Here is a 23,511-nt window from a genome sequence, read left to right as displayed (position 1 = left end):
CCCCTTCCCGCCCCGCGCGCGGAAGGGGGCCAGGACGCCCGTACGGAACCCTTACGGCGCACCCCCCCCGCACGGCCTGTCCCGACCCTCCCATCCGATTGGCCTGCACCATGACCGAAACCGCACCCACGGCCATACCACCCTCCGCCCAAGTCACCCTCGCCGACGGCCGGGTGGAGATCGCCCCCGGCACCCCCGCGCCCAGCGGCCCCTACGCCAACGAGGACCTGCTCCCCGTACCGGCCGCCAAACGGACCTGGACGACGTACAACTTCTCCGCGCTGTGGGTCGGCATGGCCCACAACACCGCTTCCTGGACGCTCGCTTCGGGCCTGATCGCGGTGGGCATGGACTGGAAACAGGCCGTGTTCACCATCGCCATGGCCAACCTGATCGTGCTGGTGCCGATGCTGCTCACCGGGCACGCCGGACCCAAGTACGGCATCCCCTTCCCGGTGTTCGCCCGTGCCTCCTTCGGGGTGCGCGGCGCCAACCTGCCCGCTGTCGTACGGGCGTTGGTGGCGTGCGGCTGGTTCGGTATCCAGACCTGGATCGGCGGCGAGGCCATCTTCTTCCTCGCCGGCAAGCTGATCGGCGACCGCTGGTCCGGCGCCGCGCACATCGGCGGCTACGCGTGGACCATGTGGCTCTCCTTCGCCATCTTCTGGGCGCTCCAAGTGGCCATCATCCTGCGGGGCATGGAGACCATCCGGCGCTTCGAGAACTGGGCCGCGCCCTTCGTCATCGTCGGCGCCCTCGTGATGCTGTGGTGGATGAGCGACCAGGCCGGGGGAGTCGGCCCGCTCTTCGACCAGCCGTCCAAGCTGGGCTGGGGCGGCGACTTCTGGAAGCTGTTCTGGCCCTCCCTGATGGGCATGATCGGCTTCTGGTCCACCCTCTCCCTGAACATCCCCGACTTCACCCGCTACGGCCGCAGCCAGCGCGCCCAGACCCTCGGCCAGGCTTTCGGCCTGCCCACGACCATGACGCTGTTCGCGTTCCTGTCGGTGCTGGTCACCTCGGGTTCGCAGGCGGTGTACGGCGAGCCGGTCTGGGACCCGGTCCAGCTCGCCGCCAAGACCGACAACGTGGTGGGCCTGATCTACGCACTGGTCACCGTGCTGGTGGCGACCCTCTCCGTGAACATCGCGGCCAACCTGGTCTCCCCGGCCTTCGACTTCTCCAACGTCGCGCCGCGCAAGGTCAGTTTCCGCACCGGCGCCCTGATCACCGCCGTCCTCGCGGTGCTGATCTTCCCGTGGCGGCTGTACTCCGACCCGCAGGGCTACATCTTCACCTGGCTCGGTCTGGTCGGCGGTCTGCTCGGCACGGTCGCGGGCATCCTGGTCGCCGACTACTGGTTCCTGCGCCGCACCCGCCTGGACCTGGCCGACCTGTACCGCGCGGGCGGACGGTACTGGTACGCGGGCGGCTGGAACTGGCGGGCGGTGGTCGCCTTCGTGGTGGGCGGCGTCCTCGCCATCGGCGGCGCCGACTTCCACCCGCTGATCGACGGCCGCCCGATCCCGGCCCTGCGCCCGCTGGCCGACTACGGCTGGGCGGTCGGACTGGGCACCTCGATGGTGCTGTACGTGGTGCTGACGCTGGCGAGCGGCCGCCGGTCAGCGGCCGGTTGAGCGCAGGAGCCCCGGCGGTCGTTCACCGACTGCCGGGGCTCCGCCGTTACTTGGCGCTTCCGCGCAAGGAAGCCACCGCGTCCTTGGCCGCCTTGATGGCACCCTTGTTGATCTCGGAGGTCTCCGGAGCCTTCTTGCTCTCGAAGTCGCTGCCGCTGTAGGTGACGACCACCAGGGCGTTGGCGGCACGGGCCAGCACCACGCCCTCGCGGGTCTGCTGCTTGTCCTCGGTGTTCAGGTTCACCACCGAGTAGCCGCCGTCACCGAGCCCCGGCACGGGACCACCGCCGCTCTTCTCGGCGACCCGCTGCTGGTACTCCTTCTCCGCCGCGTCGTCGGAGGCGGTCACCTCGTAGGAGACGTCCAGCCAGCGGTAGTCGTAGCCCTTGAGCGCGTTCCACGAACAGGTGCGGCGCAACTCGGAGTCGGTGGACGGTATCTCCTTGCCGGCCGTCTTCGCGCCGGGCACCAGGGACTTGACGGTGGCCGCGGGCACGCCGGTGCAGGGCGCGGGCGCGGCGGTGTACGTCTTCACGGCGGGCGCGGCGGAGGACGCGGCCGGGTCGGCGGAGGCATCGGCGGACGCCTGACTCGTGGGCGCGGGGCCGGAATTGGCGGTGGCGGCGGGACCCGAGCTGAGGGCCCAGCCCGCGACGGCCAGCACGACGACCGGGGACAGACGAGCGGTGAGGGCGAGCGGCAGAGGCAGAGAACTCACGGCGCACTTCTCGTGGGAGAGGGGATGACGGAAGGGGGCTGCGGGGACGGGGGACGCCAGTCTCACACGAGGGGTCCGCGCCACGGAAGCCCGAACTCGCTGCGTACTCGGGCCGTGACGCGGCCCGTGCGCCGAGGAGGCGCATACCGGACGTAACTCCTTTCGCCGCCATGGCCGGAACAGCGGGCGTGTGATTGGCATGGACCTGTTGTAAAGGTGCCGCTAGGCTCTGCCCCGCACTGATGAGAGCGCTCTCAGAAATCGGCTGTTCCACCCCCACCTCGTTGGAACGACGAAGGGCAACTCCCCATGAGACGCAAGAAAGTCATGCGCGCCGCCGCGGCCGCACTCCTCATGCTCGGCGGCCTCTCCGCGGCGGGCACCCTCCCCGCCGCCGCGCAGAACGCCGGCGAAGCCCCCGCCGCCCCCGCCGCCCCCGCTTCCAAGAGCCTGCTGACCGCGATGCAGCACGACTTCGGGCTCACCAAGTCCCAGGCCGAGGCCCGCCTCAAGGCCGAGCGCGCGGCCACCGACCTCGACCCCAAGGCCCGCGCCACCGCCGGGGCCGCCTACGGCGGCTCCTGGTTCGACGCCAGGAGCAACCACCTGACCGTGGCCGTGACCGACGACGCCTCCGCGAGCGTCCGCCAACAGCTCCAGGACGCCGGGGCCACCGTACGCACGGTGGAGCACAGCGCCCGCGAGCTGAACGCGGCCAAGGCGCGCGTCGACCGCCTCAAGGCGCCCAAGTCGGTGACCAGTTGGCACGTCGACCCGAGCGCCGGGTCCGTCGTGATCGACGTGGTCCGCTCCAGGGCCGCCGACAACGATGTCCAGCGCTTCCTGGCGAGCGCCCGCGAGGCGGGCCCCGTCACTGTCAACAAGGTCGCCGAGTCCGCGAGCACCCTGGCGGCCGGCGCGGTCGGCGGCGACCCGTACTACACGGGCAACGTCCGCTGTTCCATCGGCTTCTCGGTGTACGGCGGCTTCGTCACCGCCGGCCACTGCGGCCAGCCGTCCGCCGCCGTCTACGGCTGGGACCGGTCCTACGTCGGCAACTTCCAGGGCTCGTCGTTCCCCGACAACGACTACGCCTGGGTCAACGTGGGCAGCGGCTGGTGGACCGTACCGGTCGTGCTCGGCTGGGGCACCACCTCCGACCAGTTGGTGCGCGGCTCCAACGTGGCGCCTCCCGGCACCTCCATCTGCCGCTCCGGCTCGACCACCCACTGGCACTGCGGCAGCGTCCTCGCGCTGAACGAGACCGTCAACTACAGCCAGGGCGCGGTGCACCAGCTCACCAAGACCAGTGTGTGCGCCGAACCCGGTGACTCCGGCGGCGCGTTCATCAGCGGCGACCAGGCCCAGGGCGTCACCTCCGGCGGCTGGGGCAACTGCTCCAGCGGCGGCGAGACCTGGTTCCAGCCGATCAACGAGATCCTGAGCCGGTACGGGCTGACGCTGCACACGGCCTGAGACCCGCTCTCGCACTACGGCCTCGCGGGCGCGCCCGCTCGCGGGGCCTTCCCGTGTCCGGGCCCCCTTGCGCCGGCCTCGGCCGAACACGTTTCATCCTGCATGAGTCACCGGGCGGAGAGCCGCCCGTGGGCCGAGGCGCCCGTGCCCCGTGCGCCGTGCCCCGTGCCCCGTGCAGAGAAGAGGCCGCATGTTCACCACCCGTCCCACCCTCCAGGGCACCTTCGGCATGGTGTCCAGCACCCACTGGCTGGCCTCCCAGTCGGCCATGGCGGTGCTGGAGGACGGCGGCAACGCCTTCGACGCGGCCGTGGCGGGCGCGTTCGTACTGCACGTCGTGGAGCCCCACCTGAACGGCCCGGCGGGCGAGGTGCCCATCCTGCTCGCCCCGGCCGGCGGCGAGGTCCGGGTGCTGTGCGGCCAGGGCGTCGCCCCGGCGGGTGCCACTGTCGCGCACTACCGGGGCCTCGGCCTCGACCTCGTCCCCGGCACCGGCCCCCTCGCGGCCGCCGTCCCCGGCGCCTTCGACGCCTGGCTGCTGCTTCTGCGCGACCACGGAACCAAACCCCTGGACGAGGTGCTGAAGTACGCCATCGGGTACGCCGAGCACGGCCACCCGCCCGTGGAGAACGTCACCGCCACCGTGGAGAGCGTGCGGGAGCTGTTCGAGACCGAGTGGACCAGCTCGGCCGAGGTGTACCTGCCCGGCGGCCACGCACCCCGCCCCGGCGAGCTGCTGCGCAATCCCGCCCTCGCCGCGACCTGGAAGCGCCTGCTGGCCGAGACCGCGGGCGCGGGCGACCGGGAGGCCCGTATCGACGCCGCCCGCGCGGTGTGGCGTACGGGCTTCATCGCCGAGGCGCTGCTCCGCCAGTCCCGCCGCCCCACGCTGGACTCCAGCGGCTCGCGCAACACCGGCACCCTGACCGAGTCCGACCTCGCCGACTGGACGGCGGGCTACGAGGCTCCGGCCACGTACGACTGGAACGGCTGGACCCTCTGCAAGGCGGGCCCCTGGAGCCAGGGCCCGGCCCTCCTCCAGCAGCTCGCCCTCCTCCCGGCGGACCTCCCGCAGTACGGCGGCGCGGACTACGTGCACCTGCTGATCGAGGGCTGCAAGCTCGCCATGGCCGACCGCGAGGCGTGGTACGGGGACGCGGACGAGGTGCCGCTCAGCGAGCTGCTGTCGGCGGAGTACAACACGGGTCGGCGGGACCTGATCGGCGCCGACGCGTCCTGGGAGCTGCGGCCGGGGAGCCCCGGTGGACGTGCGCCCCGGCTGCCGAGGCTCGCCCACGCGCGCGTGCCGGGTGGCGCGGCGGGGGTGGGGGAGCCCACGGTGGCCACGGCGGCGGTGGGGGAGCCCACCGTGGTCGCCGAACCGCGCGTGAGCGCCGACGGCACCACGCGCGGGGACACCTGCCACCTCGACGTGGTCGACCGCTGGGGCAACATGATCGCCGCCACGCCCAGTGGCGGCTGGCTCCAGTCCAACCCGGTCGTGCCCGAACTGGGCTTCCCCCTGGGCACCCGGCTCCAGATGACCTGGCTGGAGGAGGGCCTGCCCAACACGCTGACGCCGGGGCGCCGCCCCCGTACGACCCTCTCCCCGTCCCTCGCCCTGCGGGACGGTGTGCCGGTGCTGGCCTTCGGGACGCCCGGCGGTGACCAGCAGGACCAGTGGCAGACGCACTTCTTCCTGGCGGCGGCCCTGCGCGCGCCGGTCCGGGGCGGGCTGGACCTCCAGGGCGCCATCGACGCCCCGAACTGGCACAACGACGGCTTCCCCAGCTCGTTCTACCCACGCGGCTGGCAGGCCGGCAGCGTGACGGTCGAGTCCCGGATGCCGGAGGAGGTCGTCGCCGAGCTGCGCCGCCGGGGACACGACGTGACGGTGGGGCCCGCCTGGTCGGAGGGCCGCATGTGCGCGGTCGCCCGTGACCCCGCCACCGGGGTGCTGTCCGCCGGGGCGAACCCGCGGGGGATGCAGGGGTACGCGGTGGGCCGCTGAGGGGCCCTGCGGGGGCCGGACCGGCTGTCGGCGGGGAGGTTATCCACAGCCGGGAGGGGGATCTCGGCGGACCGTGGTCTCATGGACACATGATCGACGACACCGGAACCATCGAGGAGTTTCTCGACCGCCACTCCGCCGACGTGGAGGAGGCGATCCGCAAGGCCGCGGCCACCGAGATCCTGCCCCGCTTCCGCCGCCTGGCCGAGCACGAGGTGGACCAGAAGAGCGGGCCGCACGACCTGGTGACCGACGCCGACCGGCTGGCCGAGCGGCGCCTCACCGAGGAGCTGAGCCGCCTGCTGCCCGGTTCGGTCGTGGTCGGTGAGGAGGCGGTGCACGCGAACCCGGCGTCCTACGACGCCATCCGGGGCGACGCACCGGTGTGGATCATCGACCCGGTCGACGGCACCCGCCAGTTCGTGCACGGCAACGACGGCTTCTGCACCCTGGTCGCGCTCGCCCACCGGGGCACCGTGCTGGCCTCCTGGACGTACGCGCCGGTCCGGGACCAGTTCGCCACCGCCGTGCGCGGCAAGGGCGCCTTCCTGGACGGGGAGCGGCTCTTCGCCGGGCCGCCCGGGCCGGGCCGGGACCTCAAGGTCGCCGTCTCGCACCCGGACTACACCACCGAGGACCAGAAGCGCGCGCTGCGGGCCCTGTGGACCGACGGGGTCGCCCCGCGTTCCTGCGGCTCGGCGGGTTTGGAGTACCTGGCCATCGCGCGGGGCGAGACCGACGCCGTGGCGTTCTCCTGGGAGGCCGCCTGGGACCACGCGGCGGGCCTGCTGCTGGTGGAGGAGGCGGGCGGCGCCCACCTCACGCTCACCGGCGAGCCGTTCCGGATAACCGGGGGCAACGCGCTGCCGTTCACCGCCGCCCGCGACGCCGCCACGGCCCGCAGGGTGGGGGAGCTGCTGCGCACGGGGTGAGGTGAGCGGCCGGGGCCGGTGAGGGTGCCCCGGCCTATGCTGAGCCGAGTTGCCATCGGCTGACGAGGGGGTCGGAAGGTGCCGTCGATGCTGGACGCGGTCGTGGTGGGGGCGGGGCCGAACGGGCTGACCGCCGCCGTGGAGCTGGCCCGCCGGGGCTTCTCCGTGGCCGTCTTCGAGGCGCGCTCCACCGTGGGCGGCGGCGCGCGCACCGAGGAACTCACGCTGCCCGGCTTCCGGCACGACCCCTGCTCGGCCGCGCATCCCCTGGGCGTCAACTCGCCCGCGTTCCGCGCGATGCCGCTGGAGCGGTACGGGCTGCGGTGGCTCCACCCCGAGCTGCCGATGGCCCACCCGTTCCTCGACGGCAGCGCGGCGGTGTTGGCCCGCTCGGTCGCGGAGACGGCCGCGTCCTTCGGCCCGCGCGACGCGGGGCCGTACCGCCGGCTGATCACGCCGTTCCTGCACCGCTGGGACACGCTGCTGCGGGACTTCATGTCCCTGCCGCTGACCGCGCTGCCGCGCGACCCGGTCACCCTGGCCCGCTTCGGCCTGGCCGGCCTGCCGCCCGCGACGGCCCTGATGAGCCGCTTCCACGACGAGCGGTTCAAGGCCCTGTTCTCCGGCCTGGTCGCCCATACGATCGCTCCGCTGAGCGGGTTCGCCACCAGCGCGATCGGCCTGGTCTTCGCGCTGGCCGCGCACGCCCGGGGCTGGCCGGTGCCGCTGGGCGGCTCCCAGTCGATCTCGGACGCGCTGACGGCGTACCTGCTCGACCTGGGCGGCAAGGTGTACACCGACTACGAGGTCAAACGACTGGACGACCTCCCCCCGGCCCGCGCCTACATCTTCGACACCTCACCCACCGCCCTGGCCCGCATCGCAGGCTTCGGCAACCACTACGACGGCTACCGGTACGGCCCCAGCGTCTTCAAGATCGACTACGCCCTGGACGGCCCGGTCCCGTGGACGGCCCCCGAGGCCCGCGTGGCCGGCACCGTCCAGTTGGGCGCGAACCGCGCCGAGATCGCCCGAGCCCTGCGCGCCGCGTCCCGCGAGGACCGCGCCCCGGACCCCCCGTTCCTCATCACGGTCCAGCCCAGCGTGGCCGACCCCACCCGCGCCCCCGAGGGCAAGCAGGTCTTCTGGGTCTACGGCCACGTCCCCAACAACTGGCAGGGCGACCTGACGGAAGCGATCGAACGCCAACTGGACCGCTTCGCGCCCGGTTTCCGCGACCGAGTCCTGGCCCGAGCCACAGCCGGCCCGCCCGAACTGGCGGCCCGCAACGCCAACTACATCGGCGGCGACATCGCCTGCGGCGCGGTGGACGGCCTCCAACTCCTGCTGCGCCCCCGCCCCACCCTGTTCCCGTACCGCACCCCCCACCCCGCCGTCTTCCTCTGCTCCTCCGCGACTCCCCCCGGCGCAGGGGTACACGGCATGTCGGGCCACAACGCGGCCAAGGACGTCTGGAGAAGGCTGAGGCAACGATGACCAGGATCACGCTCGTCCAGGGCGACATCACCGAGCAGCGGGTGGACGCGATCGTCAACGCGGCGAACTCGTCCTTGCTGGGCGGGGGAGGGGTGGACGGCGCGATCCACCGCCGGGGCGGCCCGTCGATCCTGGCCGCCTGCCGCGACCTCCGCGCCTCCCACTACGGCGCCGGCCTCCCCACGGGCGAGGCCGTCGCCACGACGGCGGGGGATCTCCCGGCGAAGTGGGTCATCCACACGGTGGGTCCGGTGTGGCAGGCGCCCGGCTCCGATCCGTCCTTGCTGGCGTCCTGCTACCGGGAGTCGCTGCGGGTCGCGGATGAGGTGGGGGCACGGACGGTCGCGTTCCCGGCGATCTCCACGGGGGTGTACCGATGGCCGGTGGAGGAGGCGGCACGGGTCGCGGTGGAGACGGTGCGGGCGGCTGAGTCGGGGGTGGAGGAGGTGCGGTTCGTGTTGTTCGACGGGGGGACGTTCGGGGTGTTCGAGGGGGTTGTGGGGTGAGGGGGCCTGGCCTGTCTGATGGGCCAAGCGCTTAGAAGGCGGCGCCGGCGAACCATACGTAACTGCCCGCAGTGGAGACGCACTCCCGCAGCACCGCAGCGAGATCATCCAGCGGCCGGTGCCAGTGGCTCAATCAGCGGTGTGCGACCAGTAGCCGAAGAAGTGAGGGGCGAGGTCTGAGGCTGCATCCAGGGGCGTTCACGTGCTTGCATAGGCGACCTGCTCGTGGGCTGCGTCCTGCCAGATCGCTGGTCTGACAGCGTCGTCCATACGAGGATGCTGCCATGCGTGGTACTGACGAAGATGACAAGCGGCTCAGGTTGATCCGCCGCTATGTCACGCCCGATCGGCGGTACCTCAAACTAGGGGGCGTCCTTCTCCGTATGGGTGGGCGTGACCGTGCCCAGTTCATGCGGAAGCTGGGCCAGGACGCCGGTGAGATCAGCCCTCGCGAACTCAGCATGCTGCTCGACGGCGGATGGCGCGAGAGGAAGACGGCAGCCTGGCTCATCGCCGTTGCCGGCCGATCCGAGTTCCGGAAGAGTCTGGGCGAACTCCTGCTCGCCAGTGAAGGGCCGTACGCGGGGCAGGCGTTCTGTGTCGCTCTGGCTACCTTCGGCACCTCGGCCGACGCAGTCCCCTTGGTTGCCTACCTTGACCGCTACCTGCAGCGCCCTGACCTCTACTACGACCAGACGGCCGCCCTCGGCGCGCTCTTGCTGCTCGATGCCAAGCTCGGTACTGACCACGCGGGCCGGTTCCTCGCTGCGAACGGACTCTGGCAGCAGTGGATCGACGGACCGCCCAGCAAGGAGCGTGAGGCCCCCGACACATACCGGGAGTTCCTCGGCCAGCTCTGCGCCTTCGCTGATGAAGGTGCCAAGCACTGCCCCGACAGGCTGACATGAGCCCCTTGCCGAGCATGGTCACCGCGGGCTACGGCTGTCGGGGGCGTTGCAGCAGTCACACTGCCCGACGGGCTTCTCTTCGGTCGCAAGCTCGAACGCGAAGCCGCCTTGCAGCATCTTGGTGAGCGCTGCCGGCGTCCACTGTCGTTGCCGTCACCACTGCCGTCAGCGTCGACCCGTGCCACCGTCGCAGGGGATGCCCACTGGCGGCGTGATCGGGAGACCTCGTGCCACGAAGCCCCCACCAGCAAGGGGGGTGACACGATGATCGAGGTCAAGGTCGCGGCGGGCAGATGCATCATCTGGCGAAACCGCCATGCCGACGATCAGCACCTGGGCCCTGTCGTCGACAGGGCCGGCGCTGCCTGATCCGGAGCTAAACGCCGGTGGTGCCGTCGATGCGTTCGCGGAGCAGGTCGGCGTGGCCGTTGTGGCGGGCGTACTCCTCGATCATGTGGACGTATATCCAGCGGAGGTTGACGTCCTGCCCCATGAAGCGGCCCGTATCGGTCAGAGCACGGTCGGCGCAGTGCTCGCGGGCGCGGGCGATCTCCGCGTGCCAGGTGGCGAGGGCGTCGCTCAGGGCGGCGTCCGCAGCAAGGTCGAAGCCGCCGTCGGGGCCGGCCGGGTCGGCCTGCGGGTCGTAGATGGGCGGGGCCTGTTCTCCGGCGAGCACGCGGCGGAACCAGTTCCGCTCCACCTCCGCCATGTGCTGGACCAGGCCGGTCAACGTGAAGCCGGACGGCGGCACGGACGCGACGGCGGCCTGCTCATCGTCCAGACCCTCGCACTTCATGGCCAGTGTGGTGCGGTGAAAGTCGAGCCAGCCTTCAAGCGTCGTGCGTTCGTCGGCGTTCAGGGGCGGCATGGGGCGATCGATGGCGCTCATCAGCCGATTATCGCCAGCGGCCGAAGCCGTCGACAGGCGGGGCCTCACTACAGGCGAACGTTGCCCGATGCGGCACTGGTGTGTCCGCCGCCGGGCCCGTAGGCGGGTGGGCTTGCATGGCGTACGCTAACGCAAGAAGTACTGCACTAAGAGGCCGGGGGAGGCATCCGACCGTCGGCCGCTCACCGTGGCGCGAGGGAATCCATGACCGAGAAGTCAGTGAAGCGTCGCCCCGGAGGCCGCACTGCCCGCAACCGTGAGAACGTCCTCCGCGCCACCGCGGAGGTGCTGCTCCACGAGGGCTACGAGCACCTCACGATCGCCCGTGTGGCCGCGGCGGCCCAGGTCGCGGAGACCACTGTCTACCGCCGCTGGCCGAGCAAGGCGCACCTGGCCGCCGACGCGTTGTCCGAGTTTGCGAGGACCGGGAACCCGATACCGGATACCGGCACGCTCGAGGGGGACCTGCGGGCACTGCTCGGCCAGGTCGTCGGCCTTGTCGAGCGGCCCGAGGTCCGGCGGGTGATCCTCACCCTCGTGTCCCTGGCGGCGGACGACGACGAAGTGGTGGCGGCCAAGGGCACCTTTTGGGATGCGCGGTTCGCCGGCGCCGCCGCGATCGTGGCCCGTGCTGTCGAGCGCGGTGAACTCGCCCCGGACACCGACCCGTACGAGCTGATCGAGGATCTCGCCGCACCCGCGTACTTCCGGCTCCTCGTCACGGGCCGGCCGCTCGACGACCGCCTCGTCGACCGCTCCGTCGAGCTCGCGCTGAACCGTCAGGGCATCCGGGCCGCATCGATGCCCGGCCGTTCCGCGTCGCCGACGTCCGACGACTGAGACGGCACGGCAACGCGCCACCAGCGAAGCTCACCTCACAGGAACGGAGCAACACCATGAGCAGTGCGTCGCCTACCGTGCACGTGATCATCGGCGGTCGCCGATTCAGTCGCGACGAGGTGCTGGCATGGGAGGCCGAACGCCTGCCCGTGGCGGCCTCGAAGATCGGCCTGCCAGTGCCGTCCGGGGAACTCGCCAGGCAGCGCGTGGAGTTCGCCGACGGCAAGCTCGCCCTGGGAGCCGACGAGATCAAACGCCGCCTGCGTCGCGACCTTCGCGTCGGCGATGTCGTGGCGAACACCACCGCCCGGATCTCCCGCGGGGGACGTGCCACCTCCGTGTGCGAGCTCCAGGTGACCGGAGGCAGCGCGGCCGGGCTCGTCCAGTGGTTCGAGGACACCTCCCGGGACGATTACGTCCGCTCCATGACGGCGGCGCACCCCGACCACTTCCTCATCCAGGCCCTGCCCGACGGGCGGCAGGAAGTGATTGAGACCACCGGCGGCAGCCCGTTGCCCACCCGATTCCTCATCGACTACACCGCCCTCTCCACGCTCACCACGCCCTTCGACTCCGCCACCGACGCAGAGATGGCCGGCGTCGCCATCAGCGGAAAGGGTCTGCACATAGGCGGCGTGCGCCACGGGTTCCAGGACGTCCCAGGAGGTTTCCACGCCCACCTGTGCGTCGAGTTTCCCCGTACGACCCTCCCGCGCATCCTCTCCGAACACCGGCGTCACCTGGCCATCGAATTCTGCAACTGGGTGGAGTCCGCCTTGAGCACCGGGCGCTGAATCTCCGTCAGGCCGTGAGCGGCTGTTCGGCCCAGACGCGAAGCCGTCCACTTCCGCGAGCACGCCCTGGGCCTCGGGTCCCCGCGGAGGCGATCCTGCTGGAACCGGGCGTCGGCAACACCGGGAGGAGAACAGGAGGTCCCGGAATACGTGCGGGCGCCTACGAATCCCTCGCCCGGTGTGAAAGTCATTCCGGTCGCTCTGTGACCCCGGAGGGACGCCGCCGGTGGGGGACGGCTGGCGCTTGCGGTGCCTCGGTGGGGCTGCGATACGGGACGTCGACCCGCTTGAGTCCGACCAGCGGCGGGTGCTCCACGGCCCGAGCGGGCCCCGAGGAGGCCCGGCAAGTCATACACACCTCAGAGACCTGTCCTCGAAGCGCACGGCCGCGCGGGCTCGCGCCGTTCTGCACCGGCTGAAGGACTACGACCACGTATCCGAGGCACGCGATGTGCTGACCGACTACGGCCACCTGGTGCTCGCCTGATGGCCCCCGCCGCCCCCGCCCCAGGCAATCATCCCCAAACACTGTCGTCCCCGTCGCATACCCGTTCCCCGCCAAGAACAGCACCGCCTCTGCCACAGAGGAGGCGGCGCGTGTCGCCGTGGGGACGGTACGGGCGGCTGACACGGGGGTGGAGGGGTGCGGTTCGTGTTGTTCGACGGGGGATGTTCGGGGTGTTTGAGGGGGTGAGGGGGGCCGACTGATGGGCCAGGCGCTTAGAAGGCGCTGGGACGGTAAGGGAGAGGAGACGGCCTGAACGGCACACTTCCGCATGAGCTATTGACCGAGGAGCTCGCTTCGACACGCATTCGACACAGCGGCGTCGCTACCAGTCGCGCCACTGGTCCGTGAGTTCGTAGCGTCCCAAGTCGTGTCGTGCGGTCAGGGCAACGACATCGACTCCCTGCTCGGTGAGGACTTCGTCGATGTAGAGGCACAGTTGCTCTCGTTCGTCGGTTTCGTAAGCGGCACCGTCGTGATCATCGTTGACGGCGTTCAGGGCCAGGACAACACGCTGAACCGCGGCGAAGACGCGCTCATCGGCAGCATCTTGAAGTGCTGAGACATCGGCTTCGAACGCGTCCAGGACGCTGTCGGTGCTGGTGATCAGCTGCTCTGGGAACAGCTCAGCCATGCACGCACAATCGGGCTCCAGCGTGCCGGCAGCCAGCTCGCGCTGTTCCTTCTCGATGCCCTTGCGCCAACCTGTCGTGGGTCTCTCGCTCATGGGCGGACCGTATAGCTGGCCACTGACAACGCTGCTCGACTATAAATCTGGACTCAATGGCAAGAAACACCCCATCTTGCCTGACCGCCACCCCTGGGGGGAAACGCGTGACCCCAGGACGCTCTGACCTGGGGTTCCGCGTATAGCGGCTCCGGCTCGGCTGTCACTGTCGGTCGTCCTCGGTCGGCCTTGGGCGCCCTCGCACGGCCCAGAGACGGCCCAGCGGGGCCAGGAGAAATGAGTCGCCCTCGTTGTCAGTGGGTGGCGCTATGGTGCGTCCGCCATCGAGGGCAACGCTTTGGGGAGGGCTGCTTTGGGAGCCAAGACGGGACTGCTGGTGTACGCCGTCGGCGACGTGCCGGGGGCGCTGCGACGAGCGGGGGCAGCGGACCTTGATCGGACCGTCACGATGATGCGGCGGCTCTACCCAGGCTGGCAGATCGAGGAGTGCGAGGGCTCAACTCTCTGGGACGGCGTGTACCCACCGAAGGGGACGACGTACGCGGCCAGCTGGCCTGGCGTGGACGTCATCGGTGATCAGAGGGTGATGATCGATGCCCCCTCCCAGCTTCCCGAACACCTCGTGGCGGCAAGCGCCGGCCGACGGCTCGTCCTGCACGCCATGCACAGCGTCGTCGACTGGCTCGCATTCGCCGTATGGGAGGACGGGCGTCTCGTCCGTTCCCTGAGCCTATCTCCGGACAGCGGCATCATCGAGAACATCGGCGAACCGCTCCCCTTTGAGCTGCCCTACTGGGCCGGAGACCGCCCGGCCGACGTCATCCCCTGGCCGGACGAGGACGAAGATGCGTACCCGCTGCCGTTCCACCCCTTGGAACTGGGCGAAGACGCACTGCGAGCGCTGTGCGGATTCACCCAGGAGGGTCGCCCCGAGCCAGACGACGTCGACGCAGACAACATCCGACTGCACGGCTTCCAGGTGCGGGACCCGCACGGCCCTGACCCCGCGGAGCAGGAAGCGCAACTGCGAAGGGCCGTGGAAGCCACGGGACCGCCCCGCGTGTACACGTTCGGCCCCGACGGCTCGCTGATCGAGCGCGACGGCCTTTAGCTCACGACCTCTTCGTCCCGAAGCAACTTGAGTGCGGGGTCGGCCTTGGGCTGCTGTGCTCGTCACCTGCATTGTCGGTTCGCTGGCGTCCGTGCTCGTCTGCCGTTGTGCGTCAGGGTTGTCACTCAGTTAGACACTCAGCGGGTCCCGTGGCTGATCGCTCCCGTGCTGGCACTCAACTCGACCTGGCATGACCCTCCCTGACGGGATGGCGGAGCGCGTGGTGGCGTCGGGGCAGACTGGGTGGAATGGCTCCGGCGCGCGTGCTGGCTGCCACTGGCTCGACTCGGGACACATGCCGAGAACTGGCCAAGGACCGCGCTCGTACGCGGCAAAGCGACTGGTCAAGACCGGGTTGAGGGGGCTGACGACGGGTTGAGACTGGGCACTCAAGGCCGATCGACATGAATCTGCGCCGTTCCGTACTGATGAAGTGGTTTCCCAAGCGCTCCAGAAGCGTTGAAGATGAGGGAGTATGGGCGGAGCCCAAGGCGCTAGGGGATGGAGCCCAAAATGGCAGATCGAAGCACCATTGAGTGGACTGAGGCGACATGGAACCCCACTACAGGGTGTGACCGCATCTCGAAAGGTTGCGACAACTGCTACGCCCTGGTGCTAGCGAAGCGACTGAAGGCGATGGGGTCTCCGAAATACCAGGTCGACGGAGATCCACGGACGTCGGGTCCAGGCTTCGGGCTTGCTATGCATCCAGACTCATTGAGGCTTCCGTACACATGGAAATCGCCGAGAGTAGTTTTCGTTAATTCAATGTCTGACCTTTTCCATGCAAGGGTGCCGGTCTCCTACATCAAGGACATCTTTGATGTGATGCGCGAAACTCCGCAGCATACGTATCAGATTCTGACAAAGCGGTCCCGAAGAATGCGGAATGTTGCTGATCGAATTGACTGGCCTGAGAATGTCTGGATGGGGGTGACCGTCGAAGCTTCTGAATTCAAAACGAGGATCGACGATTTGAGGAGCACTCCGGCGTATGTCCGTTTCCTCTCGTGCGAGCCCTTGATCGGAAAACTCGGCACGGTTGATCTTGATGGTATCGGCTGGGTCATCGCCGGGGGTGAATCGGGAAAGGGGCATCGTCCCATTGAGGAAAGTTGGGTCACTTCCTTGCGGGATCAGTGCTCTGAAGCAGACGTCCCCTTCTTCTTTAAGCAATGGGGAGGACCGACTCCCAAGGCTGGAGGTAGGTTGCTCCAGGGGCGCACCTGGGACGAGTACCCGAAAGCCAAGTCCCGTGCTGGAGTATGAGGTCAGGGGAACGTGATCCAAGTGCCGTCGGGGAAGCCGCTTCGGCCTGGTCGCTGAACCTGGATGACTCCTGCCCTCTCCAACGGCGTTAGGACGGGCTTACGCAGGTGCGTCTTCTTGTACGGCGTGTGGATCAAAGTGAACTGTTCCAGAGCCGTGATCGAGACGCGTCGTCCGCTGTACTGAGCGAGGAGTGCCCGTCGCAGTGGATCGGTGTCTACGGCTGAGTCGGTGAACAGCACGTCTTGGCCGGCCAACCTGTCCGAGAACTTGAAGCCGCCTCCAGGGTCGACCTTCCACATGGCCTCCTTCATCAACTCGACGCCTTTGATGCCGCGAGTTCCGTGAAAGAGGTAGTAGCCGATGTGTCCGGTTTTGTTGATCATGGCAAATGACTGCACGTACGGGAAATTGCACACGTCTGTGAGCTGGCGCTCGTAAAGATCGTGCAGGAATTGCTGACGACTTGCGCCGGGTGGGAGGCTTCCTACCTGCTTGTATTCGTTCGTGCCGAAGAGGTCGACGAGATGGTGATCTACGTTTCCTGCGGTGGCGAAGCGGTTAACGTGATCGACCATGTAGTTCACGAACAGCTCGCAGCTGTCGAATGAGAGCAGCTCTGCAAGGATGCTCATCGGGAGTCCGGAGAAGCCGAACGGGTCGACGAAAGCGAACGTCGGCGCAAGGCGACGCTTCTGGTTTCGAAGGTGGTCTATCAGATTGGTCGCTGTCTCGGAAAACTCCGAGTTGACCAGCTGCACCTTAACGTTCTTCGGCCAAGGTTGGTTCGCTTCTTTATAGCCTTCGACTTGCTGAGTGAGGCTCTCGAACCGATCCTTCTTTGACTCGCAGAAAAAGAAAAGAAACTCGCATTTCATCTTGTCGAAGTAGCTGTGAGAAAGCAGCGTGTCAAGTGCGATGAGCGGGGATCCCGGCTCGCCGGATTGATAGCGCCCCGGACCTGCAAAACCATCTAGGAAAACTATCCTGCCGTTATAGGAAGACAGGACGGGAAACCAACCGCCTAGGTACGACTTCAGGAGGTCATGCTTGGCTTTGGTGTGCGGGTCAAGCTGCCAAACGGTAGTCCTCGGTGCTGCCACGTGTCCCCCTCGACGCAGTCGGCATGCTCGGCAGCATTATGGATCCGATCCGCAGCCAAACGCACGTCAAATGTCAAAAATGGTCGGCGAGAGTAGTGAATTCGACCGAATGTTCGAATATGGGTCGGCGGAGCGGGTTTGGCCGGTGTCCTGCCCGGTTTGGGGTCGAGCATGACCAGGGGGCCGTACGCTGGCCGGCAACTCGGGCAGGCTGTGATCCTGCCCGGAATTTGAACGAGTGGCCCCCTGGTCTTGCTCGACGCGGGACCCGAACCAGGGAGGTGGCTAAAGCCGTGGAGCCGACCGCCCCAGCCACAGCGGGTTTCTCCCAACCAAGGTGCTCGCTCCAGCTGCGCGGCTGGCGTAGCCGGGGCCAGAGCGGGCCGAAGGCAGGAGCGTCAGGCCCCGGCGGTGAGCCAGGGAGCGCGCGGCGAGCGGAGCGAGCCGCCTTGATGGAGTAGAGAAAGTCTTATCCCGTCGGGATCAGGTACTTGCCGTCGTGGCAGCCGTGCATGGGGTCCGTTGGCGTCCATGAGTCTGACCGCGGGGGCCGTGGGCAAGCGCTCGCTGCCTTCCTCAGACGTAAGCGATCCGAGAGGTCGTGCCGGGGGGAAGACGCGCATCGTTCTGGGACATCCCGTCCCCACGGGCATCCTGCGGCATCACATCGAGGACGAGACTTCGCTCCAGGGCCAGCGGGTCCTATGAGTGAGAGTGTCCTGGGGGCGGGTTCTGTCATCCGCTGAGCCCGCCGAGCGGTACTGCCTGCTCACGTCTCGAGCTGCCCACACCCCCTCACCAAGTGGCTCAACGACGGGATCCCGCCCGCACAGGTGGCCGACTGGGCAGGCAACAGCGTGCCCGTGCTTCTGGCCACCTACGCCCGGTGCGTGGACGGACAGCTCCCGGATCTCAAACGGCGACTGGAGGCTGCCGCAGATCTGCCCGAGCGGCCGGATGTCGGCTGACGGGCACCCCGAAAACTTCGACACGTATTCGACACGGCCACCCGCCAAAAGCCGGTGACAGCCGGACGGCCCCGGAGTCTTCCCATGATCGTGAGGGAGGAGGACGGGGCTTCGGCATGCCTGCTGAAACGGCGCCTGACCAGCAAAAAGCCCTTCCCGGAGGAAGGGCCCAAAGACGCGCCCCCGGCAGGACTCGAACCTGCGGCCAAGCGCTTAGAAGGCGCCTGCTGTGTCGATGGGCGTACGGTCCCTAACCGGTCCGTGACGGAGCTGCGCCCGTTCAACCTCGACGCTCGGCGCTCGCGGGCGCAGCCTCAACTGTCAGTGTCCAAGTAGCCCTTAGGTCTGCTCGTCGTTACCCGGTTCCTCGCACTCGACGGCAACATCCGAAGCCGAGCCGCCCCAGTCGTAGGCCGACGCCGTCCTGATCCGCAGGCATCCGTCCGTGCCGAACAGGTCGATCAACTGGGACAGGTGGGCTCGGGCCAGGCTGCGGGTGGGGGTCTCGTCGGTCATCCGTGTCCTTCCAGTTCCGCCCACACGACCTTCCCCCAACGCCGCTCGTCCGTGCCCCAGTTCGTGGCGAGCGTCATCACGAGGAAGAGTCCGCGTCCGTCTTCCGCGTCAGCCGTCAGTGGGCTTGGCTCGGGCCGGTCAAGGGAGAAGTCCGCCACAGCAACGCGGACCGTGCGCGGTGTGCGGCGTTCCACCATCACGCGGATCGAGTTCCGCCGGGCGTGCCGTACGGCGTTGGCGACCAGCTCGGAGACGATCAGGAGACTGTCGTCCGCCAGATCGTGCAGCCCCCACGCGGAGAGGGCGGCGTGTACCAATCGGCGGGCAGTTCTGGCGCTTTCGGGGGCGCGCGGCAGCGTCTCGCTGTAACCGGGGTGCCCGGTCGGACGAGGCCGCGTGGTGGGTTGCGACATGGTTCCGAGCATGGAGGTCGCCGACCTTGCGGCCAATCACCGGCCGTTCTACTTCCGTTCCACTTTCGTCCCGCCGTCCGCACCCGTTCTGCTTCGATGGTGGTGGAAGGGAGTGACGTGTGGCGACCGTGCACCACTGGACCGGCCTGGAGACCAGGGCGCTCCGTCTCGCCCTGCGTCTGAGCGTGCGGGCCTTCGCCGAGCACCTCGGCGTTGCCATCGCTACCGTCTCGAAGTGGGAGAGCAAGCGCGCCGGAACCGCCCCCAGACCCGATACCCAGGCCATGCTCGACACCGCCCTGGGACGCGCGGACGCCACTGCCCACCTGCGCTTCGAGACGCTCCTGTCCGAGATGGCCAGTCCGGCGCGGCAGCTCGCCCCGCGCGCCGCCGGTACCGGCCCCCGGCTCTGGGAGTACGAGTCGTGGGCCGAGGACCTGGACCGCGTCGGCGTCGCGCTCTCCCGTCAGAAGTTTGCCTTCGCCGACAGCCTGCTCAACCGTTGGCTGGTTCGCTTCCAGGCCCGGGAACTGGATGACAAGGGCCTGTACCTCTTCGCCCGCTCGACCGCGCTGCTCGGTGACTTGAAACGCGACCAGGGCTGCTTACTCGGCCCGCTGTCCGCACAGCATTCCTACGCCGGGGCTCGAGAGGTCTTCGTCCAGCTCGGTATCCCGCGCCGGGTCGCGCAGCTCGACCTCTCCCTCGCCGTGGTCACGGAGATGTCCGGCAAGCTGGAGACCGCCGCCCGCCATTACGAAACCCTCGCCGTCGACGACCGGCTCTCCCGGCGCGACCGCGCCAGGGCCCGCCTGTGGGTGGGTACGGCGCTGAGCAAGAACGGCCGGCACGACTACGCGACCCGCGTCATGCGGGCCGCGATCCGCGACTTCGAGGACCTCACGGAGCCCGACGACTGGTCGGTTGCCCACCAGAAGATCGCCCTGGCTCGCCGTGGCGCCGGCGACCTCGACCAAGCTCTGCGCTTCATCGACATCGCCCGTGGCAGTGGGAACACCGACTCGCCGATGGAGCGCGTCCGGCTGGACACTGCCCACGGTCACATCCTGCTCTCGGACACCGCGACCCGCGATGATGGGCTCCGCGTCCTCGATCAGGCCACCACCACGGCCGCGCGGTACGGGCTCGTGCACCAGTTGCGCAGCATCGAGGGCGTCAGGGCCATGAGCGAGGGGCCGGCCGGCCCTCTGCGACGGTGACAGGGAGAGAGCCGTGAGCGACAACCAGCAGACCATCACCGAGGACCAGTGGCACCGGGCCGCGCGGATCTGGGACTACCACCAGATGCACCACCAGCCGCGCCCCGCCGACGTGGCAATCGGCCTGGGCAGTCACGACCTCGGCGTCGCCACCCACGCCGCCGGGCTGTACCGCGCCGGGCTGTTCCCCACCCTGGTCTTCACCGGGGGCAACAGCCCCACCACCGTCGGGGTCTTCCCGCGCGGCGAGGCCGTCCACTTCCGTGAGCACGCCCTCGGTCTTGGTGTCCCCGCCGAGGCGATCCTGCTGGAACCGCACGCGGGCAACACCGGGCAGAACATCACCCTCTCCCGCGAGGTTCTGGCCGCCGCCGGTATCACCCCGACCACGGTGATGCTGATTTGCAAGCCCTACATGGAACGCCGGTCATACGCGACCGCCCGCAAGCTGTGGCCCGGCGTCGAGTTCCTCTGCGCCTCGGAGCCGCTGGAGTTCGACGACTACCTGAAGTCCATCGGCAACGAGAAGCTCGTCCTGGACATGCTCGTCGGCGACCTCCAGCGGATCATCGAGTACCCGAAGCTCGGCTTCGCCATCGAGCAGGAGGTCCCGGAGGACGTGCGGGACGCCTACGAATCCCTCGTCCGGGCCGGTTTCACCAGCCGCCTCATCGGTCCCTGACCTGTCCGAGCTGACCGGACCACAGCACCGGCCCCCCCGACTCGAATCCGTCACGCTTGCCCCAGTAGACCGCCTCTCGTGCGAGCGTCGCGGACTTCGGTCGGCACGGAACGCGATTGCTGCTCGCCCGATGAAGAGCCCGGCTGCCCCCCAACATGGCGACCCCGCGCCCCCCGCCTCAGGCGATCATCCCCCCACCATCCACAAACACCGTCGTCCCCGTCGCATACCCGTTCCCCGCCACGAACAGCACCGCCTCCGCCACATCCGACGCCTCGCCGACCCGCCCCAGCGGGAGCCGCTGCACGGCGGCGGAGTACATCGTGTCCCGAGCCGCGGCATCGAGCCCGTCCCACAGCGGAGTACGGAGCAGCCCCGGCGACACCGCGTTCACCCGCAGTGGAGCCATCTCCAGGGCCAGCCCCCGCACCAGCGCCTCCAGCGCTGCGTTGATCGCGCTCTGGAGGGCGGACGCGCGGCCGGGGCGTTGGGAGAGGTAGCCGGAGACGAGGGTGAGGGAGCGGGTGGGGCGGAGCGCGCGGGCGATGCGGTAGGCGCCCCAGAACTTGCTGTCCATCGCCGCGTACGCCTCCGACAGGGGCAGCGTGTCGACGCGGCCCATCGGGGTCTCGCCCGCCGTGACCACGACGTGGTCGAAGGAACCCGCCGTGGCGGCGAACTTGGCGACCTCGTCGTCGGAGCGGATGTCGAGGGTCTGGCCGGTGACCGGGCCGGCGAGCCCGGACAGGGCCGTCACCGCCTCGTCGATCCGCTGGGGGTTGCGGGAGACGATGACCGTGTCCGCGCCCTGGGCCGCGAACTCGCGGGCGGACGCCAGGCCGACCCCCGAGGTGCCGCCGACGACAAGGACGCGCTGGTCCGCGTATGCGCTCATGACTGTTTCCGCTCCTGGGGGTTGGTCTGGTCGCCGGACCGCGTGCGGGCGAAGCTCGCGCGGTCCAGCTCGGTCACCTGCACGGAGATGTCGCAGGCCGTCTCGTCCAGCGTGGCCGGGAAGAACTCGGTCAGTACCGCGAGGGCCGCCTCGCTGATGGCCGCCCGCGCCTCCTCCGACTTGCCCGCGAACGTCCTGATGTCGAGGTTCACGAAGGACTGCTCGTAGCCGCCGTCCCCGATGAAGAACCCGTCCATGCGGACCGCGCGGCTCTTGAAGTCCTGGAGGCGGAAACCGCCCGCCTCCGCGAGGGAGTTGTGGAGCTTGCCGAAGACGGCCGCCGGATCGAGGTCGTCGCGGACGTTGCCGGAGTATTCGAGTACGAGGTGAGGCATGTCGCTCCCAACGAGTCAGTGGGCCTCGGCCGGCTGAAGGTCCTCCGAGGCCGGCACCGGCACCGGCCGGGGCTTGCGCGGGCCGAACGTGCTCAGCCCCGCGCTCACCGCCAGCGCGACCACCGCCGCGATCAGCGACGCCCGCAGCCCGGTCAGGAAGTGCCCCGAGGACGCCTGCCCCACGAGCAGCCCCATCACGGCCACCCCGATCAGCCCGCCCAACTGGCGCGAGGCGTTGAGGACTCCGGAGGCGATGCCCGCGTTGGCGGGGTCCACCGAGCCGAGCATGGCGTTGGTCATGGACGGCACCACCAGCCCGATGCCGAACCCGGCGACCACGAACTGCACGGCCATCCGCACGTAGGCGTCCGAGCCGACCACCGGGATCGTCGCCAGATAGCCGACGGCGGCCAGGGTATTGCCGGTGATCAGCACCGAACGGGCGCCGTACTTCTTGACCAGCGGGCCGCAGGAGAGGTTGGCGGCCATGATGGCGGCCGTCATCGGCAGGAACGCCAGGCCCGCGGTGATCGGCGAGTAGTCCCAGACCTGCTGGAAGAACAGGCTGAAGACGAAGATCAGGCCGTAGAAGGCGAAGTTGAGCAGGACGCCGATGAGCGAGGTGGCGGAGAACGCGTGCCGGCGGAACAGGTGCAGCGGCAGCATCGGGTCGTGGGTACGGCGCTCGGCGGCGAGGAAGCCGGCCAGGGCGAGTACGAAGACGACCAGGCAGGTCAGCACGGTGGCCGAGGTCCAGCCCTGGGCGTTGGCCTCCACGATCGCGCCGGTCAGCGCGCCCAGGCCGACGACCGCGAGCAACTGGCCCGGCAGGTCGAGCGAGCGGGCCACGGAGGCGTCACGGGCGGGCGCGGGACGGGCGTAGGCCCGGACGAGGATGATGCCGAGCGCGGCGATCGGGACGTTGACGAAGAAGATCGAGCGCCAGCCCAGCGCGTCCACCAGCAGACCGCCGACGACCGGGCCGAGGGCCAGCGCGAGACCGCCCGCCGCCGCCCACAGGCTCACCGCGCGGGTGCGCTCGTGGGGGTCGGGGAAGTTGGTGTTCACGATCGACAGGGACGACGGGACGATCATCGCCGCGCCCACGCCCTGGAGGACCCGGGCGGCGATCAGTGCGACGAGCGTGGGGGCGGCGCCGCAGATCAGCGAGGTCACGGCGAAGAGCGCGAAGCCCCAGATGAAGATCTGCTTGGGGTCGTAGCGGTCACCCATGGCGCCGGCCGTCAGCAGGAAGGCCGCGAAGGTGAGGGTGTAGCCATTGATCACCCACTCCAGGCCGGAGAGGCTGCCGCCGAACTCGGCGCCGAGGGCCTTGGTGGCGACGTTCACGACACTGACGTCGAGGATGACGACGACGAAGCCGAGGCACGCGGCGAACAGGGTGAGTCCTGGCCGGGCCTTGTGCGGGGAGGTCTGGGGCACGGGTCTTCCTTCCATGCGTGCCGTGGCGGGCGTAGGGGAGGGTCGAGTGCGGGAGCAGGGCGGTACGCCACCGGCTCCGGTAGACTGTTCGCCGA

General features: G+C 69.2%; 22 protein-coding genes and 1 tRNA gene. 13 read left to right on the top strand and 10 right to left on the bottom strand.

All coding sequences use genetic code 11. From position 1 onward, the window contains the following. Positions 1-110: 110 nt before the first annotated feature. Positions 111-1,637, top strand: coding sequence for an NCS1 family nucleobase:cation symporter-1 (locus ACZ3HQ_RS13520; protein ID WP_467510401.1), 1,527 nt, complete (start codon positions 111-113; stop codon positions 1,635-1,637). Positions 1,638-1,683: 46 nt separating this feature from the next. Here ACZ3HQ_RS13520 and ACZ3HQ_RS13515 read toward each other — a convergent pair whose 3' ends face one another. Continuing rightward, positions 1,684-2,355, bottom strand: coding sequence for a hypothetical protein (locus ACZ3HQ_RS13515; protein ID WP_467510399.1), 672 nt, complete (start codon positions 2,353-2,355; stop codon positions 1,684-1,686). A gap of 309 nt (positions 2,356-2,664) precedes the next feature. Here ACZ3HQ_RS13515 and ACZ3HQ_RS13510 point away from each other — a divergent pair, with 309 nt between their 5' ends. The 6 genes from ACZ3HQ_RS13510 (at position 2,665) to ACZ3HQ_RS13485 (ending at position 9,685) form a co-directional block, all read left to right on the top strand. Then, entirely contained in the window at positions 2,665-3,831 is a 1,167-nt protein-coding gene (locus ACZ3HQ_RS13510) for a S1 family peptidase (protein ID WP_467510397.1), read from the top strand. Positions 3,832-4,021: 190 nt separating this feature from the next. Next, on the top strand, positions 4,022-5,842 hold the full coding sequence (locus ACZ3HQ_RS13505; protein ID WP_467510396.1) for a gamma-glutamyltransferase family protein: 1,821 nt from the start codon (positions 4,022-4,024) through the stop codon (positions 5,840-5,842). Positions 5,843-5,931: 89 nt separating this feature from the next. After that, complete coding sequence (locus tag ACZ3HQ_RS13500; RefSeq protein WP_467510394.1) at positions 5,932-6,774, top strand: inositol monophosphatase family protein; 843 nt, start codon at positions 5,932-5,934, stop codon at positions 6,772-6,774. Positions 6,775-6,852: 78 nt separating this feature from the next. Beyond that, a complete protein-coding gene (locus tag ACZ3HQ_RS13495) occupies positions 6,853-8,271 on the top strand; it encodes a phytoene desaturase family protein (RefSeq protein ID WP_467510392.1) in 1,419 nt (472 codons plus the stop codon). Beyond that, on the top strand, positions 8,268-8,777 hold the full coding sequence (locus ACZ3HQ_RS13490; protein WP_467510390.1) for an O-acetyl-ADP-ribose deacetylase: 510 nt from the start codon (positions 8,268-8,270) through the stop codon (positions 8,775-8,777). The genes ACZ3HQ_RS13495 and ACZ3HQ_RS13490 overlap by 4 nt, the downstream gene beginning before the upstream one ends. 284 nt (positions 8,778-9,061) lie before the next feature. Then, positions 9,062-9,685: a DUF6000 family protein gene (locus ACZ3HQ_RS13485; RefSeq protein ID WP_467510388.1), complete on the top strand. Its 624-nt coding sequence runs from the start codon at positions 9,062-9,064 to the stop codon at positions 9,683-9,685. Positions 9,686-10,061: 376 nt separating this feature from the next. Here the strand turns inward: ACZ3HQ_RS13485 and ACZ3HQ_RS13480 are convergent, their stop codons facing one another. Beyond that, positions 10,062-10,574, bottom strand: coding sequence for a DinB family protein (locus tag ACZ3HQ_RS13480; protein ID WP_467510386.1), 513 nt, complete (start codon positions 10,572-10,574; stop codon positions 10,062-10,064). 204 nt (positions 10,575-10,778) lie between these two features. Here ACZ3HQ_RS13480 and ACZ3HQ_RS13475 point away from each other — a divergent pair, with 204 nt between their 5' ends. Next, positions 10,779-11,414, top strand: a complete 636-nt coding sequence (locus ACZ3HQ_RS13475) for a TetR-like C-terminal domain-containing protein (protein WP_467510384.1) — start codon at positions 10,779-10,781, stop codon at positions 11,412-11,414. 56 nt (positions 11,415-11,470) lie between these two features. Further along, the gene (locus tag ACZ3HQ_RS13470; protein WP_467510382.1) at positions 11,471-12,208 is read left to right on the top strand and encodes a hypothetical protein; all 738 of its coding nucleotides are present in this window, start codon (positions 11,471-11,473) and stop codon (positions 12,206-12,208) included. An 830-nt stretch (positions 12,209-13,038) separates the two neighbouring features. Here ACZ3HQ_RS13470 and ACZ3HQ_RS13465 read toward each other — a convergent pair. After that, on the bottom strand, positions 13,039-13,440 hold the full coding sequence (locus ACZ3HQ_RS13465) for a hypothetical protein (protein ID WP_356422878.1): 402 nt from the start codon (positions 13,438-13,440) through the stop codon (positions 13,039-13,041). 313 nt (positions 13,441-13,753) lie between these two features. Between ACZ3HQ_RS13465 and ACZ3HQ_RS13460 the strand changes: the two genes are divergently transcribed. Further along, complete coding sequence (locus tag ACZ3HQ_RS13460) at positions 13,754-14,512, top strand: DUF6928 family protein (protein WP_467510379.1); 759 nt, start codon at positions 13,754-13,756, stop codon at positions 14,510-14,512. Between the two features lie 501 nt (positions 14,513-15,013). Beyond that, positions 15,014-15,781, top strand: a complete 768-nt coding sequence (locus tag ACZ3HQ_RS13455) for a DUF5131 family protein (protein ID WP_467510377.1) — start codon at positions 15,014-15,016, stop codon at positions 15,779-15,781. A gap of 2 nt (positions 15,782-15,783) precedes the next feature. On the opposite strand, the gene ACZ3HQ_RS13450 is transcribed toward ACZ3HQ_RS13455, so the two are convergent. The 4 genes from ACZ3HQ_RS13450 to ACZ3HQ_RS13435 form a co-directional block, all read right to left on the bottom strand. Continuing rightward, positions 15,784-16,884, bottom strand: coding sequence for a three-Cys-motif partner protein TcmP (locus ACZ3HQ_RS13450; protein WP_467510375.1), 1,101 nt, complete (start codon positions 16,882-16,884; stop codon positions 15,784-15,786). 1,146 nt (positions 16,885-18,030) lie between these two features. Then, positions 18,031-18,093, bottom strand: a tRNA-Ser gene (locus ACZ3HQ_RS13445). Between the two features lie 98 nt (positions 18,094-18,191). Further along, positions 18,192-18,368: a hypothetical protein gene (locus tag ACZ3HQ_RS13440; protein WP_467510373.1), complete on the bottom strand. Its 177-nt coding sequence runs from the start codon at positions 18,366-18,368 to the stop codon at positions 18,192-18,194. Next, positions 18,365-18,781: an ATP-binding protein gene (locus ACZ3HQ_RS13435; RefSeq protein WP_467510371.1), complete on the bottom strand. Its 417-nt coding sequence runs from the start codon at positions 18,779-18,781 to the stop codon at positions 18,365-18,367. Before ACZ3HQ_RS13435 ends, ACZ3HQ_RS13440 begins: the two co-directional genes overlap by 4 nt. 119 nt (positions 18,782-18,900) lie before the next feature. Between ACZ3HQ_RS13435 and ACZ3HQ_RS13430 the strand changes: the two genes are divergently transcribed. Both ACZ3HQ_RS13430 and ACZ3HQ_RS13425 read left to right on the top strand, forming a co-directional pair. Further along, the gene (locus ACZ3HQ_RS13430) at positions 18,901-20,001 is read left to right on the top strand and encodes a helix-turn-helix domain-containing protein (protein ID WP_467510369.1); all 1,101 of its coding nucleotides are present in this window, start codon (positions 18,901-18,903) and stop codon (positions 19,999-20,001) included. Between the two features lie 13 nt (positions 20,002-20,014). Further along, a complete protein-coding gene (locus ACZ3HQ_RS13425) occupies positions 20,015-20,683 on the top strand; it encodes a YdcF family protein (protein ID WP_467510367.1) in 669 nt (222 codons plus the stop codon). 178 nt (positions 20,684-20,861) lie between these two features. On the opposite strand, the gene ACZ3HQ_RS13420 is transcribed toward ACZ3HQ_RS13425, so the two are convergent. From ACZ3HQ_RS13420 to ACZ3HQ_RS13410, 3 genes are read right to left on the bottom strand one after another with little or no spacing between them, the layout of a single operon-like run. Then, the gene (locus ACZ3HQ_RS13420; RefSeq protein WP_467510365.1) at positions 20,862-21,578 is read right to left on the bottom strand and encodes an SDR family oxidoreductase; all 717 of its coding nucleotides are present in this window, start codon (positions 21,576-21,578) and stop codon (positions 20,862-20,864) included. Next, on the bottom strand, positions 21,575-21,973 hold the full coding sequence (locus ACZ3HQ_RS13415) for a 5-carboxymethyl-2-hydroxymuconate Delta-isomerase (RefSeq protein WP_467510364.1): 399 nt from the start codon (positions 21,971-21,973) through the stop codon (positions 21,575-21,577). The genes ACZ3HQ_RS13420 and ACZ3HQ_RS13415 overlap by 4 nt, the downstream gene beginning before the upstream one ends. Before the next feature lie 15 nt (positions 21,974-21,988). Further along, positions 21,989-23,416, bottom strand: a complete 1,428-nt coding sequence (locus tag ACZ3HQ_RS13410; protein WP_467510362.1) for an MFS transporter — start codon at positions 23,414-23,416, stop codon at positions 21,989-21,991. Positions 23,417-23,511: the final 95 nt, after the last annotated feature.

The organism is Streptomyces sp. NPDC018263, from assembly GCF_055562575.1.
This window is presented reverse-complemented; position numbering and strand designations above follow the sequence as displayed.

Coding starts and splice junctions, on each gene's coding strand:
- ACZ3HQ_RS13520 (WP_467510401.1), top strand. CDS start 111: ATGACCGAAACCGCACCCACGGCCATACCACCCTCCGCCCAAGTCACC.
- ACZ3HQ_RS13465 (WP_356422878.1), bottom strand. CDS start 13,440: ATGAGCGAGAGACCCACGACAGGTTGGCGCAAGGGCATCGAGAAGGAA.
- ACZ3HQ_RS13440 (WP_467510373.1), bottom strand. CDS start 18,368: ATGACCGACGAGACCCCCACCCGCAGCCTGGCCCGAGCCCACCTGTCC.
- ACZ3HQ_RS13420 (WP_467510365.1), bottom strand. CDS start 21,578: ATGAGCGCATACGCGGACCAGCGCGTCCTTGTCGTCGGCGGCACCTCG.
- ACZ3HQ_RS13500 (WP_467510394.1), top strand. CDS start 5,932: ATGATCGACGACACCGGAACCATCGAGGAGTTTCTCGACCGCCACTCC.
- ACZ3HQ_RS13505 (WP_467510396.1), top strand. CDS start 4,022: ATGTTCACCACCCGTCCCACCCTCCAGGGCACCTTCGGCATGGTGTCC.
- ACZ3HQ_RS13510 (WP_467510397.1), top strand. CDS start 2,665: ATGAGACGCAAGAAAGTCATGCGCGCCGCCGCGGCCGCACTCCTCATG.
- ACZ3HQ_RS13415 (WP_467510364.1), bottom strand. CDS start 21,973: ATGCCTCACCTCGTACTCGAATACTCCGGCAACGTCCGCGACGACCTC.
- ACZ3HQ_RS13485 (WP_467510388.1), top strand. CDS start 9,062: ATGCGTGGTACTGACGAAGATGACAAGCGGCTCAGGTTGATCCGCCGC.
- ACZ3HQ_RS13470 (WP_467510382.1), top strand. CDS start 11,471: ATGAGCAGTGCGTCGCCTACCGTGCACGTGATCATCGGCGGTCGCCGA.
- ACZ3HQ_RS13480 (WP_467510386.1), bottom strand. CDS start 10,574: ATGAGCGCCATCGATCGCCCCATGCCGCCCCTGAACGCCGACGAACGC.
- ACZ3HQ_RS13435 (WP_467510371.1), bottom strand. CDS start 18,781: ATGTCGCAACCCACCACGCGGCCTCGTCCGACCGGGCACCCCGGTTAC.
- ACZ3HQ_RS13490 (WP_467510390.1), top strand. CDS start 8,268: ATGACCAGGATCACGCTCGTCCAGGGCGACATCACCGAGCAGCGGGTG.
- ACZ3HQ_RS13475 (WP_467510384.1), top strand. CDS start 10,779: ATGACCGAGAAGTCAGTGAAGCGTCGCCCCGGAGGCCGCACTGCCCGC.
- ACZ3HQ_RS13455 (WP_467510377.1), top strand. CDS start 15,014: ATGGAGCCCAAAATGGCAGATCGAAGCACCATTGAGTGGACTGAGGCG.